Annotated in this window: 17 protein-coding genes; 4 read left to right on the top strand and 13 right to left on the bottom strand. The window is 46.9% G+C overall.

All coding sequences use genetic code 11. The annotated features are described in order from the left end of the window. Nucleotides 1–249: 249 nt before the first annotated feature. The 5 genes from AC4E8D_RS29725 to AC4E8D_RS29705 form a co-directional block, all read right to left on the bottom strand. Nucleotides 250–750: a hypothetical protein gene (locus AC4E8D_RS29725; protein WP_017691802.1), complete on the bottom strand. Its 501-nt coding sequence runs from the start codon at nucleotides 748–750 to the stop codon at nucleotides 250–252. A gap of 252 nt (nucleotides 751–1,002) precedes the next feature. Next, nucleotides 1,003–2,004 carry a cation diffusion facilitator family transporter gene (locus AC4E8D_RS29720; RefSeq protein WP_091036009.1) on the bottom strand — a complete coding sequence of 334 codons (1,002 nt, stop codon included), beginning with the start codon at nucleotides 2,002–2,004 and terminating at the stop codon, nucleotides 1,003–1,005. Between the two features lie 194 nt (nucleotides 2,005–2,198). Next, complete coding sequence (locus tag AC4E8D_RS29715; RefSeq protein WP_490205604.1) at nucleotides 2,199–2,795, bottom strand: SMI1/KNR4 family protein; 597 nt, start codon at nucleotides 2,793–2,795, stop codon at nucleotides 2,199–2,201. A 323-nt stretch (nucleotides 2,796–3,118) separates the two neighbouring features. Then, nucleotides 3,119–3,889 (bottom strand): DODA-type extradiol aromatic ring-opening family dioxygenase, encoded by a 771-nt coding sequence (locus AC4E8D_RS29710; RefSeq protein ID WP_490205603.1) that lies wholly within the window; start codon nucleotides 3,887–3,889, stop codon nucleotides 3,119–3,121. Beyond that, complete coding sequence (locus tag AC4E8D_RS29705) at nucleotides 3,889–4,563, bottom strand: alpha/beta hydrolase (protein ID WP_490205602.1); 675 nt, start codon at nucleotides 4,561–4,563, stop codon at nucleotides 3,889–3,891. Before AC4E8D_RS29705 ends, AC4E8D_RS29710 begins: the two co-directional genes overlap by 1 nt. A 228-nt stretch (nucleotides 4,564–4,791) precedes the next feature. Between AC4E8D_RS29705 and AC4E8D_RS29700 the strand changes: the two genes are divergently transcribed. Both AC4E8D_RS29700 and AC4E8D_RS29695 read left to right on the top strand, forming a co-directional pair. Continuing rightward, the gene (locus AC4E8D_RS29700; protein WP_237177283.1) at nucleotides 4,792–5,157 is read left to right on the top strand and encodes a glyoxalase superfamily protein; all 366 of its coding nucleotides are present in this window, start codon (nucleotides 4,792–4,794) and stop codon (nucleotides 5,155–5,157) included. Between the two features lie 67 nt (nucleotides 5,158–5,224). After that, complete coding sequence (locus AC4E8D_RS29695; RefSeq protein WP_405130965.1) at nucleotides 5,225–5,764, top strand: helix-turn-helix domain-containing protein; 540 nt, start codon at nucleotides 5,225–5,227, stop codon at nucleotides 5,762–5,764. A 291-nt stretch (nucleotides 5,765–6,055) separates the two neighbouring features. Here the strand turns inward: AC4E8D_RS29695 and AC4E8D_RS29690 are convergent, their stop codons facing one another. From AC4E8D_RS29690 to AC4E8D_RS29670, 5 genes are all read right to left on the bottom strand, one after another. Next, complete coding sequence (locus AC4E8D_RS29690; protein WP_221825582.1) at nucleotides 6,056–6,775, bottom strand: 3-ketoacyl-ACP reductase; 720 nt, start codon at nucleotides 6,773–6,775, stop codon at nucleotides 6,056–6,058. A gap of 78 nt (nucleotides 6,776–6,853) precedes the next feature. Continuing rightward, a complete protein-coding gene (locus AC4E8D_RS29685; RefSeq protein ID WP_490205601.1) occupies nucleotides 6,854–7,753 on the bottom strand; it encodes a DUF4097 family beta strand repeat-containing protein in 900 nt (299 codons plus the stop codon). After that, nucleotides 7,750–8,343 carry an HAAS signaling domain-containing protein gene (locus AC4E8D_RS29680; protein WP_221825578.1) on the bottom strand — a complete coding sequence of 198 codons (594 nt, stop codon included), beginning with the start codon at nucleotides 8,341–8,343 and terminating at the stop codon, nucleotides 7,750–7,752. The genes AC4E8D_RS29685 and AC4E8D_RS29680 overlap by 4 nt, the downstream gene beginning before the upstream one ends. After that, on the bottom strand, nucleotides 8,336–8,665 hold the full coding sequence (locus tag AC4E8D_RS29675; protein ID WP_036667851.1) for a PadR family transcriptional regulator: 330 nt from the start codon (nucleotides 8,663–8,665) through the stop codon (nucleotides 8,336–8,338). Before AC4E8D_RS29675 ends, AC4E8D_RS29680 begins: the two co-directional genes overlap by 8 nt. Nucleotides 8,666–8,963: 298 nt before the next feature. Beyond that, a complete protein-coding gene (locus tag AC4E8D_RS29670; RefSeq protein ID WP_221825576.1) occupies nucleotides 8,964–10,508 on the bottom strand; it encodes an FAD-dependent oxidoreductase in 1,545 nt (514 codons plus the stop codon). Nucleotides 10,509–10,877: 369 nt separating this feature from the next. Here AC4E8D_RS29670 and AC4E8D_RS29665 point away from each other — a divergent pair, with 369 nt between their 5' ends. After that, a complete protein-coding gene (locus AC4E8D_RS29665) occupies nucleotides 10,878–13,700 on the top strand; it encodes a glycoside hydrolase family 3 C-terminal domain-containing protein (RefSeq protein WP_221825574.1) in 2,823 nt (940 codons plus the stop codon). A 73-nt stretch (nucleotides 13,701–13,773) separates the two neighbouring features. On the opposite strand, the gene AC4E8D_RS29660 is transcribed toward AC4E8D_RS29665, so the two are convergent. The 3 genes from AC4E8D_RS29660 to AC4E8D_RS29650 form a co-directional block, all read right to left on the bottom strand. Further along, nucleotides 13,774–14,613, bottom strand: coding sequence for a methyl-accepting chemotaxis protein (locus AC4E8D_RS29660; protein ID WP_221825569.1), 840 nt, complete (start codon nucleotides 14,611–14,613; stop codon nucleotides 13,774–13,776). 216 nt (nucleotides 14,614–14,829) lie between these two features. Further along, nucleotides 14,830–15,339 (bottom strand): anaerobic ribonucleoside-triphosphate reductase activating protein, encoded by a 510-nt coding sequence (gene nrdG, locus AC4E8D_RS29655; RefSeq protein ID WP_221825568.1) that lies wholly within the window; start codon nucleotides 15,337–15,339, stop codon nucleotides 14,830–14,832. Then, the gene (locus AC4E8D_RS29650; protein WP_221825566.1) at nucleotides 15,336–17,297 is read right to left on the bottom strand and encodes an anaerobic ribonucleoside triphosphate reductase; all 1,962 of its coding nucleotides are present in this window, start codon (nucleotides 17,295–17,297) and stop codon (nucleotides 15,336–15,338) included. Before AC4E8D_RS29650 ends, nrdG begins: the two co-directional genes overlap by 4 nt. A 481-nt stretch (nucleotides 17,298–17,778) precedes the next feature. Here AC4E8D_RS29650 and AC4E8D_RS29645 point away from each other — a divergent pair, with 481 nt between their 5' ends. Continuing rightward, nucleotides 17,779–19,416, top strand: a complete 1,638-nt coding sequence (locus AC4E8D_RS29645; protein WP_237177298.1) for a histidine kinase dimerization/phospho-acceptor domain-containing protein — start codon at nucleotides 17,779–17,781, stop codon at nucleotides 19,414–19,416. The last annotated feature ends 61 nt before the right edge of the window (nucleotides 19,417–19,477 follow it).

Here is a 19,477-nt window from a genome sequence, read left to right as displayed (position 1 = left end):
GATGCTGCTCGTCATTTCAATTGAATGACGAGCAGCATCCCTTTATTTTTACCTACTTCAGAGCAAAAGCTCAGGTTATATTATTTTCGTAGACACGTTAACGGAGGAGACAGAACAAACGAAGGAAGCGAAGCGGTCGCCTTTATCAACGGATTTTCCCATTTCTAGATGGGATTCAAAAAAATCCGGGGATAACAGCGATCCAAAGTTGTTCTGTCACCGCAGTAATCAGTGGAAACGAACAAAGAGTTACATGCGCTTTTTGCGACCCACCATGATCCATGCCCCGCCCATAATCAACACAATCGCCACAAACGGTTGGATAAAGCTCAAACTGCTCAGCATCGTGCCAATCGACATCACGGCAAAAAACAGCAGGGAGATAACCGTTAGAATGTTGATGGGGATCAGTAACCATTTGTTCCGACCACCGAACCAGTATAATTCGAACAAACCAACAGCTACAGCCAGAATGAAGCCCGGCCACATCGTACCCCAGTTGTTAAACAGCATAGCGATCTGACAGACGATACCAACCGTGAGCAGCAATCCACCAGGAACCAGAAGTCCAACCCCTCTGCCAATCATGGAGAAGTAGAGCCAGTGGAAGAACAGTCCTAGTGGAATCACGAATAACGTGGGCCAGAAGGTCGCAAAGATCGTACCCGGACCGAGTGAACCTCCCTGGTTCAGAATCAGGTACACGCCCAGCAAAATGAGAACAGGCGCAAGGATCGTACGTTTAGCCATAATATCTCTCCTTCTCAATACAAGATCAATTTCCGAACGGTTGTATGTAGAGCAATACTTTCGTTACTCACAGCATACCATGAACTGGAAAAGCCTATCCTCCGTCTTTGGAGTTAAAGTGAACCTAGACCAAAGTCTAGGTAAGTATTTGGGCAACTACCTCTTTGTAGATGAGTGTGTAGTTGAACATACTAAAAACCCACTCTGTTGAAGAGTGGGTTCTGTCATTCTTTTTATCCAAAACGAAGCTTGTTATTTCACCACATCTGAATGTTTCTTGCCCCAGCTGTTCACACCGTCATCCTCAATAATGGAGATGGCAGCGTCGGCGATATCGGGGTTCGTCATCAGTTTCTCCTGAATACGGAACTTGATGTCATCTGCATCAGCCAGGCTGAGTCCTTTGGTCAACTCAATCAGACCTTCGACATGATAATAACGGCCTTCCTGAATGATACGCATCATCTGAATATCGGCAACGTGTGTGTCTGCGAGAATGGTTTGGGACACTTTGTCCTCAATATCCTGCGGAGCCGCTACACCAATCAATCCGATCATATTATCGTAACCGACACGGAAGGCTACAGCGATCATCAGACATCCAATAATCGTTGTCACAATGCCATCGAGCAATGCAAAATTGGTTAATGCAATGACTACAACGGAGATCAAGGCGAGTGTTGCACCGAGTACTGCTACAACATCTTCGTAGAATACGAGACGGGTTGGTGGCGCAGCACGGCCTACATTTTTGATAGCAGCAGGGACCAAGGCAAATCCGGCGGCTTTAGGTGCGCGTGCTTCTTTGAGGATTTCCTTCATGGCTTTGATCAGGATGGCCCCGTCAATGACAATGTTCAGAACAAGCACTCCGATGTTAATCCAGAGACCGCCGGTATGACCAACAGGATGCTGGAGCAGGTGAATCCCCTCATGAATGGTCTCATAGGCCATAATCGTCACGACAATAACGGCGATCATACAGAAAATGTTGATGACCCGTCCGAACCCGGTCGGGAAGCGGCGTGTAGGTTTTTTCTCGGACAACACACTTCCGACAAAGACAAACCCTTGGTTAATGGCATCAGCGAGTGAATGCATCGCCGAAGCGAACATGGCACCACTGCCACTGAATAGGAAGGCTCCCCCTTTGCACACAGCAAGAACAGCATTACCTGCCATCGCTACAGCGGAGGATGTGTTTCCTTTTTTGACGAGAGACATAAAGCTCTCAGACTTCGGTTGTTCAGCCACTTCGTGTGTTCCTCCCAGATCAATGTATTAGGTGTAGAAAAGGCATTTTATCTATACAGCATGTGCATTTCCACTAAATGTTATTATAACCGCTTTGACATATCCCAGCATTATGCAAAAAAGGTCATATCATCATGCTGATCATGTGATCCTTAGGGAGTAGGCTGATGCCAGTGTGGATACGTTATACTTTCTCAGTACTCACTGGCCTCCAAGGCACGTAAATTCCGGTTGGACTGTTCCAACAGTTCCGTAAACGTCCCAGCGACATAATATACAAAATCCGGGTCATGCACGTACATAATAATCTGTCCAACCGTTCCTTGCTTTGTCGGATCAAAGTCGAACATCAGATACAGTGAGCCACCTCCAAGCATGCCAAACGTGATCCATTTCTTTTGAAAAAGGTAGGGTTTGATTCGGGGATCAAGCTCACGGATCTCTTCATCGGTCAAATAATCATCCATGCGGTTCTCCACCAGCGTGGACTGCTCCTTTTGAATTTTTTCCAGGGATAACAGGTAAAATGGTTCGGATTCCCGTCCTTCCTCAAGGCTTGGATACAAGACGTGAAAGCCATAACCACTCCCATCTTTACGTTTATAAAACGCACGAAAATCAGCAGGTAATTGAATACCGTGTTCCTGCTCGAATGCGTCAAGCTGCTCATCCGTCACGCCTTCAAACTCGCGATATTCGTTGAGTAGCTCCCGGTTTTCCTCATCCTGTACCTTCTCCTCCAGCAACATATCCAGTTCATCCATCAATTCATATATACGCTGTTCTGGCATCCAATTCCCTCCGTATGAGCTATTCAGATAATATGGTGAGTGATAATGCGAGCAAACTGTGCCTGATTTCACCTCATATTATAGTTATAATCCAGAAAAGCACACAAGAAACCGGAGTCCTTGCTTACATACTACAATGGTCTCATTATTCAAAGGCGGTTGTTGCATATCAGCACACCTGTCTCCATCCGAATCGATTACATACAACCATCATGAAAGTCGCTCCTAACAACAAATAAAGCGTGGGCAACAGGAATGATCCCTGTTACCCACGCTTATTTTTTATCTACTATATAATGCAACTAATCTTTTACATAGTCCTCTTATTCAAACTTCCAACAGGACAAGCTCAGATTGCCATACTGATAGGCTTTAAACAGGAGCGATGCACGTTTGTTCTGATCTCCCGCACCCATGGCGAGTAACAGCGGTACAAAATGCTCCGGCGTAGGCACGGCGGCTTGAGCTGAAGGGGCCAGTTTATCATAGGAGAAGAGAGACTCCGTATCCCAACTCACCAGCTTGTCATGCAGCCAGTTGTCGAACTCTGATGCCCACGGGTCAACGCCGTTACTTTCCCAGTTCAATCGACGTAGATTGTGGACGGTTCCGCCGCTGCCAATGACAAGAATGTCTTGCTCACGTAAGGAAGCGAGTGCCTGTCCAACTTGATATTGCTGCTCACCTGTCAGATAGCGATTCACAGACAAGGCAACTACGGGAATATCCGCATCAGGGTAGAGCAGGCGTAGAACAACCCAAGCGCCGTGATCCAGGCCACGAACATCATCCGTTTGTACCGGAATCCCGGCTTCTGCAAATAAACGCTCCACTTCGGCAGTGGTTTCTGCCTGTCCTTGAGCCGGATACTTGATCTGATACAGCTCGGGCTGGAAACCGCCGAAATCATAAATGGTCTCATAGTTGGCTACCGAGGATACAAGCTGAGTTGTGGATTCCCAGTGAGCAGAGAACAATACGATTGCTTTGGGTTTCGGCAGTTCCGGTCCTAGTTTTTGCAGAAATTCAGTGTACACATTCTCCTCCAGTGCCAGTGATGGGGCACCGTGAGCAACAAACAGGGATGGCATCATTATGAATTCAGTCCTTTCGAGTCCTCGATAGTCAGATTTGCATCCGTCCGAAGCCAGTGTTGAAATTGTTGATATAGATTGGGGGTCACCTGGTGCCCACCGTTGTAAGGTACATATGTGACGTGATTGGTATGTTGACGGAAGAAATCGGCGTTATCTTCGCCCAGTTGGAGCGGGAATAGATGATCCTGATCCCCATGCGAGATGAACACAGACAGCTCCGAATCTGGTTGCAGCTTGTACTCGTCTTTCACAAATTGCGGGATGTACCCACTCATCGCTACAATGCCTTTAATTGCATCTCCCATAATCAGCGATAGGGTCATCGCCATAATGGCGCCCTGGCTAAATCCGGCGATATAACGCCGCGTGGGATCAATAGTATATTTGGCGGAAAGATCAACAATCAACTGTTGCAGTCCCAGCACGGAGGCATCATACAGTTCACGGATGGGGTTGCCAATGCTTTTAATCTGAAAATAAGCATAACCACTACCCTGAACGATAGGCCCACGGATAGCAACAATAATAAAATCAGACTGCATAGGCTCCATTAAACGAAGCATATCCTGTTCATCTGATCCCATCCCATGTAAGGCGAAAATCACGGGATAACGCTGATCTGGATTGTAATGAGACGGTAATCGGACTTCATGTATATAAGGAGAATTCATTGAAAACACCACCTGAAGAGGAATGAGTTAAATATATCGTTCTGACAAATAAGTTCACCAATATGAAATAAATATTCTTATTTATGAACAAAATTTATCATGGTTTCATTGTAGGGTCAATACTTTTTTTGTATGATGAATATATGTTGTTTATAAAAAGTCTTGAATGGTTCTACAATAAATACCGCTGCGCATGGTTCATATCTTATTCCCGAGGACGTGATCAGGATGTTAAAAAGTATCGTGCCTATTTTGAGAATATTTGATGAAAATAAAGCTAGAGAGTTCTACCTGGAATACCTGGGTTTCCAATTGGATTGGGAACATCGATTTGAGCAAAATATGCCCTTATATATGCAGATTTCGCTTGATTCCATCGTGATTCATCTGTCTGAACATCATGGAGATTGTACACCTGGAGCTGCCTTGCGCGTGGAAACGGATAACTTGGATACATTCCATGGTGCACTTCGTCAGAAAGAGTACAAACATGCGAGACCCGGTATAGAGGAGACCCCTTGGAAATCAAGAGAAATGACCGTGACAGATCCGTTTGGCAATCGGATTATATTTGTGGAGGCACGTGCTGAATAGATAACCAGAAGTAGCTAAGCTTACGTCTGATGTTTTATATAGATCAATAGAAGGGGAGGGACGCAATATGGATATTGGCTTGGCTATTCGTACGATCCGCAAGCAGAAACAGATTACGATCATGCAGATGTGCGAGGGCACGGGGTTGTCCAAAGGTTTTATTAGTAACGTGGAAAATAACAAAACGTCACCTTCCATTGCTACGCTTGAAAGTATTGCGGATTATCTGGAAGTGCCACTTCCCTATTTGCTGCTTACACCGGAGCAGCGGATGAATGTGGTACGTAAGAACGAGCGCAAGGAGACGACAGCCGGAAGCGGACAGATCAAGGTGCAGCAGCTTACAGCCAAAGGTGCGATGCATATGTCCATTGTGGAGTTACCGCCAGGTGCTTCAACCGGGGTGAGCAAACATGCCGGGGAGGAAAGCCATCTGGTGTTGCAGGGCAAGATTCGTGCGGAGCAATGCGAAGATGTGGAGGTTCTTGATGTGGGTGATTCGTTTACCTGGAATGCAATAGTGCCTCATGAAGTGACCAATATCGGTGAGGAACCTGCGGTGGTGCTCATTGCGGTGTCCAAAGAATTGGGTCTGGATCATTTATAGAATAAAAAAGGACGACTCCCAAGTCATGAACATGCGAACCTGCATACATGTACAATGGGAAACGTCCTTTTATTTTCTAACGAAATGAGCGAGCCCTATTAGATGATTTTAAGCAGATATCGAGATGTAACGAATCTCAGACGCTTTATTTCACTGCTGTGTGTGTAATTTGGCTACATTCCACAGACTTGTGGCGAAATAACGTCGCTATGATTCGTTACGTTTCTCAATTCCTGCAAAAGGGAACAATAAGGTGCGAGAGATTCCTTAGAAAGGTCAGAGGGCCTCTGTCTACTGTGGATTAGTCGTCCAGATGCCTGCTGCTTTGACAAAGACACGGTCGGACAGCTTGAGCGTTGCGAGTGCAAGTTCAGCTACATCTTCCGCTTGCATCATGCGATCTTCGTCGCCAATTTTCAGTCCGGCATTGGTCGCAAGCTCCGTATTAACGGTGCTTGGAGTCAGTGCTGTCACACGAATGTTGGACTTGCGCACTTCTTGCATCAGAGATTCGGTCATGCCGAGTAGTGCAAACTTGGACGCACAGTATGCCGAACCTGTAGCGAATCCGCGCTCACCTGCAGTGGAAGCAATATTGATAATGCTGCCGCTACTTTCCTTGATCATGCTCGGAAGGACAGCACGAGTCACGTAGTATGTACCCATGACATTAACATGCAGGATGCGCTCCCACTCTTCCGGTTCCATCTCCATGAACGTCCCGAACTTTCCGATCCCTGCATTATTGATGAGAATATCCACCGCGCCGAGTTCCATCTCAATGGCTGCTACAGCGGCTTCCGCCTGCGTGCGATCCGAGATATCTGCTACAGCACTGGTTACTTTTACACCGTATTGTTGACTAAGTGACTGTTGCAGAGCCTGAAGATCGGAAGCGGTACGTGCAATAAGGCCGAGGTGCACTCCTTCTTTTGCAAGTGCTTCAGCGATGGCACGGCCGATACCTTTTCCGGCACCTGTGATGATCGCTGTTTTATTTTTAAGTTCCATGTGGGTAATTCCTCCTTAGAAATGGACTAGCATTCAATTATACTATTATTACCCACAGTTCGGAAATTGGCTTCATCACTATTTGGTAATCTCGATGCTGCCAGAAGAAGTACGGGCCTTGATCACTTCCCGGCTCACCATTGGCGATTCAGGTACATCTACACTTCCGGAAGTAGCCTTAGCGTCATAGATTCCGTCAAAATCAGGTGCAGCTTGAATGAAAATATCTCCTGATGTTCCAGACGCATTAATCGGGGCGGCATGGGACTGTTCAATATGAATACTACCCGAAGTGAATTGAACATCGGCTGCGCCGTTTAATTCAGTGATCTCAATATCACCTGATTCGATCTCACTGTTTACATGACCTATTACCTGATCAACAGTGAGGCTTCCCGATGTCTGTTTCACGGTCATGTCTCCATCAATCATGGAAGCGGTAATGTCACCCGAAGTTAGATCCAGCTCAATACGTGGTACCTTGATGTTTTCCAGACGTATGGAACCTGAGGTGTTATTCAGCTCAAGCTGCTTGGCACTCAGATCTGTCAGATCCCAGTCACTTGAAGAAGAATCCAGCTTAACCTCATTTAATTGGTGCCCTTCGGGCAGGGCCACAGTTATTGTGGAGTCTTGATAATTCCAATACAGGGTGAAAAATTGTAATCGTTCACGTTCTGTCTGAGACAGTTGGAATGTGCCGTTGGATAAATTGGCTTGTTCGAAGCTTTTGATTACGGCAGAGTCCCATTTGCCATCCACTTCGATATAACCATTCGAATCCGGGCTTACAACAAATTCAATATCTGCACTGAAATTAGCATTCATGATAATGTTCTGCAATTCATCTGCTTTGAAATCCCATCGTTTAGAATAATGCTCCCGTTCATCCCCGAACTGAACGCCATAGATGGATGTTCCAAGTAAACCTATTCCGATACATATCACGGCGAGCGCAAGCCATTTTTTGGTACTCATGCGGAAACATCTCCTTTCATCGTGTTTTTATTCCATCTAATATATTGAAGAGTGACGATTTTGAAGGCTCTAAAGACATACTTCGATACGATAGCAAACAAAATGCCGACACCGAAAGCGCCAATCGCAACGAAAATTTCCGGTTTATCGAGTTGCCCCAGGAATACAAAGTCCAAAACTGCTGCCACAGGAGCCAATACCAGCAAGGATAGGCTGGCAATAACAAGCCATACCGACCACATTATGAGACCAAGAGGAATGCCAAGAATTAGATTCAGGAATAACAGGCCGATGGCTGTGAAAAATTTGCGAGTGGCTCTGGTGTTGTTTCTAGGTGACCGCATTTCGCGATACGTCGGTGCATAGAACGCATCTGAACCCGGCGTATGAATGTCATAACGATCACCAAGTGCTTCCTTGGCGATCTCTTCCGGGTGTCCCAGTTCCCGAGCAATCTCTTCTTCCAGTCGGCCTTCTCGTAGTCCGAGCTCGAAATGTTGATCATAGTCGGCGAGCAACTCAGCCCGTTCGAATGGGTCCATCGGCCGTAGATGAACTTCCATGGCTTTCATAAATTGTTGTCTATTCATTAGGGATTCCTTCCTCAATCAGATTTGCGACATTGCGCACAAATTCATTCCATTCTGTTGTCAGTGCCGTCATGTAGTCGCGACCTGTATCAGACAGTCGGTAATACTTGCGCGGCGGTCCTTCGCTTGATTCTTGCAGGTAGGTGGTGCAGTAACCGTCATTCACAAGCCGGCGAAGCAAGGGATACAGTGCACCTTCAGCAACTTCGATATGTTTGGAGACCGCCTGAGCCAGTTCGTAGCCATACCGATCCTGGCGGTTAATTAATACCAGGACGCACAGCTCCAATACTCCTTTTTTGAACTGGATGTTCACATTCACACAGGTTCCTCCTTCGTAGCTTCATTTATCGCTAGTGTATATTGTTCAGTAGTGGTGAAGTCATCATAGCATCCAGTACTGTTTAATGCAAGGTAGTGACTTTAAAATAGTTCCGTATCACGATTTCTCGATCATAAGTTCGTTTAATGTGGATGCTTAGCCGAGGCTGCCTGTTTAGCTATATAATTCAGCATACGCAAAAACCGGATCGGTTGCTTCCGTCTGAAGGCGGATTCCGATCCGGTCTGTGAGATGAACTTTGGTTTCTTTGGTTTACAGGTGAATCGCTAAATGTCGGTTATTCTTGTGCATCCAGAACTTTAAGGTCTTCCACAGCAGGGCCCTCAATGACATGGCCTGCATAATCGAAGCGGGAACCATGGCATGGGCAATCCCACGAACGCTCGCCCTCGTTCCATTCGACTTCGCACCCCAGATGGGTGCAGGTGGTATCCACCAGAAACAGCTTGCCACTGTTGTCCTTATAGGCGCCAGCACGTTTGCCTTTATGACGAACGACGGCTCCTTCGTCTTCACCAATATCGCTAACGTTTTTGTGCACAATGCCCACTTTACCGGAGATTAATTCCTTGGCTACATTCACATTTTCCACTATAAAGTGTTTCATACCAGGATCAGCTTTGAATCTTGCCGGATCGAATATGGCAGCATGAGGGTTGTCACGTCCAGTGATGCGATCCGCAAGAATGTGTCCTGCCATCGTACCAGTCGTCATACCCCATTTGGCAAACCCGGTCGCCACATAGACACGTTCATGTCTTCCGGTAATCGGTCCAATGTAGGGCACCTTGTCGATAGAGATTAGATCCTGGGCTGACCAGCGAAAAGGGATGTTGCGGATGCCAAATGTCTCCGCTGCGAACTGCTCCAGGCGTTCATAATGACCGAAGGTGCAGATGCCTTGTCCGGTTTTGTGATTTTCGCCGCCAAAGAGGATAAGTTCCTTGCCGTCATGTAAGACGGTACGCAAGGAGCGGGACGGTGTATCGTCCGAGATGTACATGCCGCCGGCATAGGGTTTCTCCGGTTCGACTAATACGGCGTAGGATCGTTCCGCATGTAACCGCGTGAAATAGAATCCGGGATCATAGACAGGGAAATGAGAAGCTACAACAACATGTTCTGCTGTTACAGATGGGCCATCGCCATAGGTTCTTACATGCAGAGAAGCATCTTCCTCTACATCCGTAACTGTCGTATGCTCGTAGATCTGTACCCCGTGTTTTACGGCTGAATTAAGCAAGAAGTGAAGGTAGGCCAGCGGATCATATCGTGCCTGACCCGGCATGCGAATGCCTGCTCTTGCGGGAACCGGAATGGGGAGGGGATCGACCCACTCACCAGGAATATTGAGTTTGCCATAGGCGGTCAGCTCGATCTCCAGTTTTTTGATGTTTTCCTCCGATTGAATGTAGACGTAGGCATCTTCCTCTGCCCACTGGCAATCAATCTGTTTTTCCTTCACCAGATTGCGCATCCACTTCGCGGCATCGGCATTACCTTCATAGTACATTCGAGCCTGTTCTTGTCCGAAATGATGCATAATTTCATCAAATATGACACCGTGTTGGGCAGATACCTTGGCCGTGGTATGGCCGGTCGTACCATCCAGTACTTTTCCAGCCTCTAGCACGACCACACGCATACCCGTCTGTGCCAGCAGATACGCGGTGGTAATGCCTGCAATACCGGCACCGATAATAGCCACATCAGCGGTAATATCTTCTGTCAGTTTCGGATAGCTATCGAATTCATGCGTAGCACGCCACAGTGATTCGGGGACCGGGGGCAGACCCGTCTTGGGCTGCTGATTGTCGCTCATTTTTTTTCCTCCTTGATTATCTTCAATCTATCGCATGGGATGTTGTTCAGCGCACATCGTTGTACTCTTATTCATGATTGCCAGACTATGCCAGGAAAAAACGGTGTTGTTTAGATTTTGCAGAGGGGATGTTCACAATTTCCTGCACAGAACCTCTGTTTTTTTTGTTAAACATGCTATATGATAGAATCACCGAAATCGTTTTAGGTTTTGAAAAGGAGATCAGGTGTTACACCTGTAAACGTTGATTATAAAAGGATTAATCTATCTATTGGAAGAAAGATTTCATCCGAATTAATCCCCGTTTTTTCTTGATATATGTATTCGCTATCATTTTAATTAACTACCGATAACCAAAGGAGATTCTTTATGACCACCAACCAAACGAAATATCCGTTTCAAGATACAGCACTAGAGTTAGACACCCGTGTGAAGGACCTTGTATCCCGCTTGACGGAAGATGAAAAAATTGAATCCATGCTGCAATATCAACCGGCAGTAGACCGTTTGGGTGTACCTGCATACAAACACGGAACAGAAGCTGCCCACGGCTTGGCCTGGCTTGGAGAAGCAACATCTTTCCCACAACCGGTGGGGCTGGCATGCACATGGGATGCGGATTTGATGAAAGAGATTGGTTCCGTGCTTGGAGACGAGGCACGTGTATTTTATAAACGCAATCCGGCAGTGAACGGTCTTACCCTGTGGGCACCTACAGTAGATATGGAACGTGACCCGCGCTGGGGACGGAATGAAGAGGCGTATGGTGAAGATCCGGAACTGACAGCCGAGCTGACAACAGCATTGGTCAAAGGAATTCAGGGCGACCATCCGAAGTATTACAAAGCGGTCGCTACCTTGAAGCATTTTCTTGCGAATAATAACGAAGTGGATCGCGGAAGCGGTTCGTCCAGCATTGATCCGCGCAACATGCGTGAATATTATCTGAAGGCGTTTGAGAAGCCATTTAAAGAAGGCGGCGCACAGTCTATGATGACGGCGTACAACTCCATTAATGGTACACCAGCGTTGTTGCATCCATTTGTGAACGAGATTGTCAAAGGCGAATGGGGCATGGATGGTTTCATTGTCAGTGATGCAGGCGACGTAATGGGCATCAAGAACGATCATAAATACTATGATTCCCACACACCGGGTACGGTAGAATCTGTGAAGGCCGGAATTGATAGCATCACCGATGATGCTGAGCTGTCCAAACAGGCACTGCGTGAAGGATTGGAACAAGGTACGCTCACGATGGATGACATCGACAAGGCGTTGTTCAATACATTCCGTGTGCGTTTCCGTATGGGTGAGTTCGATCCGGAAGAGGGCAACCCGTATGCTTCTATCGGTGAAGAGTCCATGATGACAGAGAAAGCAAAAGAACTGTCGCTCAGAGCCGCAAGAGAACAAGTGGTATTGCTCAAAAACGACAAAGGCACGCTCCCGCTGGACAAAACAAAAGCTGGTAAAGTGGCTGTGATTGGTCAACTGGGTGGAACGGTCTATCGTGACTGGTATGCAGGCACCATGCCGTATAACGTATCCCCACTTGAAGCGATCCGTGGCAAAGTAGGCAGCGATAAAGTATCGTTCAAGGATGGAAATGATCGCATTACGTTAACTTCCGTAGCCAATGGGAAGAAAATTGGACTGGCAGAAGGTGAGAAATCACCTGTGATTACTTCGGGAGAAGCAGAAACGTTCATGGTGTCCGACTGGGGCTTCGGAAGTTATACCTTGCAGGCGGAAAGCAACGGCAAATATCTGACCACAGATGAAGAGACCGTAACGGCTTCCGCAGATGAAGTGTACGGCTGGTTCGTGAAGGAAGTATTCCACCTGTTGCCACAAGAGGATGGCAGTGTAGGTCTGACCACTTGGAATGGCAAAACGGTGACTGCACCTAATGGTGGAAACGATGCATTTGCGGTGTCCGAAGACCTGAAAACCTTTGGCGCCACAGAGACATTCAAGCAGGATATTATTGTGAATGGACTTGAGGAAGCAGTAGAAGCTGCCAAGGCTGCGGAAACGGCAATTGTCTTTGTGGGTAATAATCCGCTTGTAAATGGTAAAGAAGAAATTGATCGTCCAAGTCTGGATCTGGCCGAATCTCAGCAACGTCTGGTTGAGGCGGTCTATGCCGCGAACCCGAATACAGTTGTGGTCATCGTGGGTAGTTATCCATTCACATCGAATTGGGTTCAGGAGAACATCCCGGCAGTATTGTACACTTCACACGCAGGACAGGAACTGGGTAACGCAGTGGCTGACGTACTCTATGGCGACTATGCGCCTGCCGGACGTTTGAACATGACATGGGTACAATCAGCAGATCAACTGACCGACATCAAGGATTACGATATCATTCAATCCGGTCGGACATATCAATATTTTGAAGGTAATGTATTGTATCCGTTTGGACATGGTCTGACGTATGCAACGTTTAAATACAGCAATTTGGAACTTAGCCCAACTCAAGTGGGTACAGAGGGCAGCGTTACGGTAACTGTAGATGTAACCAATACCGGTTCAATTGCCAGTGACGAGGTTGTACAGTTGTACGTTCGTGCAGGCAAATCCCGGGTGAAACGTCCACTCAAAACGTTAAAAGGATTCCGTCGTCTTCATATCGAAGCGGGAGCTACAGCAAAAGTCAGCTTCACCTTGCCTGTTCAGGAACTGGCCATCTGGGATGTAACTCGTGATCGGTATGTCGTGGAAAGTGGAACTTACTCTATTATGGTTGCCAAGTCATCCTCTGATGTTCAGCTGGTTGCAGACTTGACGGTAGAAGGAGAGACAATCCCTGCTCGTAATCTGGCTGTGGCTACTCGTGCCGAGAATTATGATGCTTACCTGGGTGTTGATCTGGATGAGAGTAAAGAGGGCGGAAGTGCTGTCCATGTAGTTGGAGAGCAGGGATGGATTGCCTTCAAGGATGCCGATCTGGGTAGTGGGGTAGTAGCAATTGAAGCTCGTGTATCCGCAGAACAAGCAGGCGCTGTGTTGGAAGTGCGACTCGGCTCTCCGGAGGGTACGCTCGCAGGACGTGTGGAACTGGCACAAGGTGAAGCCCAGCAGTGGTCTACCGTGAAGGCGGAACTCACAGGTGCAGCAGGTAAGCAGGATGTATACATTGTGCTGTCAGCAGGAGTACGCATCAGTCACTTCGAGATTTGTTAAGTCATATAGCTAATGATAAAGCCTCCGAATACATTCGGAGGCTTTAGTTTATTGTTTGCTATTAAACGTATCTTTATTTACCGTCAAACGTAATCATTTTTTGCACAAATTGCTTCAATTGTTTGTTGGTTTCATTCAGTTGCTCAATTGTGTTCATAAAATTATTTACGAGTTCAGCCTGCTCTTGGGAGCTTGCCGTGATCTCCCCAAGTTCATTCTCCATGCCTTGAATGGATTGCCGAACTGAGAGAAGAGAATCTTCAATACGTGCCGTCGCTTCTTTGGTATCCACAGACAGTTTGCGAATTTCTTTGGCAACAACGCCAAAACCTGCACCTGCTTCACCTACACGAGCAGCTTCAATAGCTGCATTCAAGCCGAGCAGATTGGTTTGCTCGGAGATTTCACGAATGAAACTGGCGACCTGAGTGACATTGCCTGATTTCTGTACGGCTTGTTTGGAATTATTCCGGATCTCTTCGGTTGTGGCACTGAGTTCCTCGGAATGTGCAGCTACATGCTGTACACTGTCAATTAACTGGTTGGTCAGATTTTCGGTAGCATCCATGAGTTGTTGCAGCTGGTCCTGGTCATCCATACTGTAGAGCAGGTTAAACAGGGCGATGATTTCACCTTGTTCATTTTTAATGGGAATGAAAGCTACGTCAAAAGGAACACCGAACAAATCTTTAGGGTAGTGATCGAATCGTTTGACTGTACCGCCGTTGAGATCAGCAAAATTTCGATTTCCATCCAATAGAGGGTCGCCAGGTTGATAATTCAGTTGCTTTAACGATTCCCCTGCTGAGAAATAGAGGAATTTCTCATGGTCAATAACGGACAGAGTTACATCTTGACGGATGGTGTCTCGAAAGAAAGGCATACATGTAATTAATGCTTGAACAATATCCATATAAAAGATGATTCCTCCCTGGTTACCTTATGTAAGCGGTTAAATTTTAAATGCTAACTTAATAACTACCTATATAATATATCGTCATGCAATAGAGAAGGAAATAGAGAGAATGGATAAAACCTATTTCTTAAAGCAGACTGTTATAAGCCAACAAGACACGAGTCCCCTGGGGACCCGTGCCTTGTTAGTTGTTGAGGGGAATAAAACCAATGTTTACCGCATACTGAGCTGCATTGTAACGATGGTTCGAGTGGCTAGTGTTGCACGGACATCAATCAAACGCTGGTTCCGGCTGCCGCGGAAAGGAAGAGAGACATCACGCTCCGCTTCAATATATCGACCGTCAATAATCACATCGCACAACCGGGCAAGCTCCGCTCTCGCAGGGTCGGTAATCAGTTCTTCATATTCAAATCCCGTGTAGGCCCATACCGTCAGATCAGGACGTGCAGCGCGGAGCTGCTGAACCCAAGACGTACATTCTGCTGCCGAGAAAAAGGGATCACCACCACACAACGTAACGCCATCCAGCAATGGATGGGTCGTCACTTCATGCAGAATCTGCTGCTGCCGCTCCTCTGTAAAGGGCTCACCCGCTCGAAAGCTCCATGAATCCGGACTGAAGCAGCCCGGACAGGCGTGACGACATCCGCTGATGAACAACACGGCGCGCAGGCCTGTCCCTTCATTCACCGATTCTGGAATGTAACCATATAGATTCACCGGTGCTTCACCCGATCCCGCACTTCGGCTTGCTTCGCAGCATTGAAGCGTACTTTGTAATCTCCGGTCAGATAGCCCGTTACGCGGCGCAACCGCTGGAAGTGTACATGGTTCTCGTGAGCTTCACAGCTTGGGCATACATCTCCAATGACGCCTTCATAACCACATGCAGGGCAGCGATCAATCGGATGATTAATGGAGAAATAACCGATATCCTGCGCCAGTGCATACTGCACAATTCGCAGGAAAGCTGCGGTGTTGGCCCGAACGTTTCCGTCAAGCTCCACATAGGAGATTGCACCCGCATTACATAACGTATGGAAAGGGGCCTCCAGTTCAATCTTCCGATAAGCTGGAAGAGTATGGTATACCGGGATATGGAATGAGTTCGTATAATACTCCCGATCATTAACTCCAGGAATGAGACCATAATGCTCCCTGTCGATTTTCGTGAATTTGCCGGACAACCCTTCAGCAGGTGTGGCAAACAGGGTGATATTCAGGTTATGCTGCTCGCTCATCCGATCACAGAATTCTCGCATGGTCCGAATAATGTTCAGTGCTTCACGATGTACATGAGTGTCCTGCCCATGATGGCGCCCATAGAGAGCTGTCATACATTCCGCAAGACCGATAAAACCAAGAGATAATGTTCCATGCTTCAAAAGATCGGCAACCGGCTCGTTCGGGCCAAGCTGTTCTCCACCTTCCCATACTCCCTCCCGCATCATGAAGTCGGATGCCTTAGCAGGTTGTGCTGTCTGAATTTGGTAGCGGTGCAGCAGGCCGGAAGCGGCATTATGCATAACCGACTCCAAAGCAGTATAGAACCCTGCCCGATCTGCAACGGCTCTGCTGCCTTGGCAGATGCCAAACCGGATGCCGAGCTTGACGAGGTTAATGGTGTTGAAGGACAGATTACCTTTACCACTTTGACGATTGCGACCAAATCGGTCAGCCAGTGTACGTGTGCGGCATCCCATGGTGGCGATGATCGTATCCGGATCTTCCGGATGATAGAAAGGCAGATTGAAAGAGGCATCCACATTGACAAAGTTGGGATACATCCGCCGGGATGAACAGGTGACTGCGAGACGGAACAAATCATAGTTCGGCTCTCCTTGAGCCTGATTGATCCCCTGTTTGCACTGGAAAATATGTTGAGGGAACACGGGAGTCTCCCCGTTGCCCAGGCCACGGATGGTTGCTTCCAGCAACGAGCGTGATACCAACCGACCTTCTGCTGATGTACATAATCCATAGTTCAGTGAAGTGAATGGAATCTGGCCACCTGCACGACTGCTCATCGTATTCAGGTTATGAATCAGCGATTCAGCAGCTTGTCCTGTCTCCAGTTCAGTCTCTTCATAGGCGAAGGCATACGCCTGCGGGCACTGATTCTTCGCTTCGATGCTGTCCAGATGAAGCTGTTCATCCTCGAGCAGGGCATGCTCACCAAAGAGTCGTTGTCCTTTGCGGTAATGTTTGCGGAACGATCGCTGTACATAGGGAGCCAGATCCCAGTCGATTTTATTGGCTGACACACCGCCATATTGACTGTTCTGCTGGGATTGGAAGATGATCGCAACCAGAGCCATTGCAGACATGATTGTCTGAGGTGTGCGAACCGATCCGTTGCCTGTATTGAAACCCGCAGCAAGAAGACGGTCAAACGGGATAAAGATGCAGTTGGTCGTTCCAAGTGCATACTGGTCCAGATCGTGTACATACAGATCCCCATTCTCCACAGCTTGGGCAAGCTCTTCCGGCAACACATGACGCAGAGCATGCCACTTGGCTGTCTCCGAACCGAGCCTGCTCATCTTGCCGCTGAAGGAGTCTCCGTTCAGATTGGCATTTTCCCTCAGCGTATCGGCGTCTTCTGCGCCAATAATTCGTCTTCCCAGGTCGGATAATAGATCGGATGCCGGTGGAGTGGCATACTCAAGCATGTTCATGTAAGGTTCCTCCTAAAATGATTGAATATCATTCAATTTCCGTATAACACTATATGTAGATTCGTCTTATCCATTTATAAACTATATGTGGTTTTTTGGGTGTGATAATGGTCACATAGTTCACAGGACAAAGTGGACTTTCCTTTAATTGCTGTGGATAAAGGTTCCCAAAGTTTGAGTAGAAGCGTATAATTTCTAGTTATCCTGCAAGGATAATATCCGAAGTCGGACAAGATGGACCTTGATCAATCTGAAAAGGCGTTTTGCCATAGTTTTTCGTTTGTTAATCCATCCGTTTAAGAACTGTTTTGACCGCAAATGGGCAATAAACAGGAAGTATGATTCTCTTATACAGCTACGGTGTTAAACATATAAGTATAGATTGTGACAGCTATTCGGATTTTTTGATGAACCCTTGTACGTGATTACACAATTATGATCTACAGATTGGATAGTGCAGCTAAGATAAAAGGGGTGGATCATGGGGACGGCAGAAGGCATTACGAGAGGCTTCTATGAAGATATAAAGGAAGCTGCGGCCCATATTGTAGACGTACTAAGTGGTATATTGAAGGTCAATACCATCTTTGTTGCTACGAATGACGGTTTGACGAATGTCATTCTGGAGGCGTTCAATCGCAAGGAAGAATTGATTGTAAAAGGTAGCGAACTTCCATTTGAAGATTCTTACTGCAGCTTGGTATTAAAAGATAAACATGAGAACCTTACAATCCAGAATACATGTGAACATCCGATGACAAGATTCATGGATGTCACGAGTGGGCTCGGCAATCGTTTCTTCGTGGGCGTGCCCATCATGCGAAGATCTGGCGAAACATTCGGGACCATCTGTCTGATGGATAATCCTGATTATGTAATCAGTGAAACCGACATGAAGACGCTGAAGGCGATGGCTGTATTCCTTGGCTATGTTGTGGACCTGGAGAGCACACTGCATCTTCAGGAGCGTAAATTGAGTGATTCGGAACAAATGCAACAGCAGCTCCAGGCAGAGAAAGAACGAGCTGAATCGGAGGCCATGACCAAATCACAGATGCTCAAGCTGATGAGTCATGAGATTCGTAATCCGTTGAACGGCATTCTGGGACTGACAGATCTGATACGTACACCGGATATGCCTGAGGAGCAGTCAGAATATGTGAATATGATTGAGACGAGCGGCAATATTCTGCTTACTTTGTTGAACAATATGATGAATTTCAACATCAATGAGGCAGGTAAAACGGTTATACATGATGATCCTTTCGATCTGGTAGGTACAATCGAGAATACGGTCTATCTTTATGCGGGAATTGCGGCTGGCAAGAACATTGAGCTGGGATTGAATCTGGAGCTGAATGTGTCGCAAGTATTCGTTGGTGATGAGATCAAGATCGGACAGCTGCTTGCACATGTCATTCAATACGCTCTCGATTCAACGCGTGAGGGCTCCGTCCTGATCACGGCAGTGGTGAACGGAGAAGACACCGAAGAGACGGGTACACTTCTGCTCAAGGTGAATTACACAGGTCAGACGTTATCGGATAAGAAGATCCAAACCTTTAACAGCCAAGAAGAGAAGTTGAATATCCAAAAACTGATTGGAAGCAATCTGGGTCTGGCTGTAAGCCAGAATCTTGCCATTCTCATGCATGGCCATATTCAGGTGAGCAGTGTGAAGGAAAATGAGACGGAATTCAACATATCCCTTCCGTTACGCAGATACTGGGAGTTACCTCAACTCGCAAGTGTTCAGCAACGGTTAAAAGGGAAAAAGGTGTTACTCGCCAAGGACCCTGACATTTTGCAAGGCGTCTCTTCCCTGATGCGTAGGTGGGAGATGGATGTACACATGACCTCGAATTTGACATTAGCGCATGATTGGATCAACGAAGGATTCATGCCTGATGTAGCCGTTGTAGATATGGGATTACTGGAAGGCGGCGCGGTCGATTTTGTACAAGAACTGAAACAGCGACTGGAGGATCTGCCCGTCATTGTTCTTGTTCCTTATGGTATACACATTGAATTGCATGAAGCAGAAGCCTTTGATGCTGTCCTGACGAAGCCAGTCAGACAGGCTGATCTGTTGAATGCATTGAGTATTACTTTGCCTTAAATCATGATCAGAAGACAAATCTTTATTCGGCGCACCTGTTATGGTGCGTTTTTTTTCATTT

The sequence above is a fragment of the Paenibacillus sp. SRL342 genome (assembly GCF_984798905.1).
This window is presented reverse-complemented; position numbering and strand designations above follow the sequence as displayed.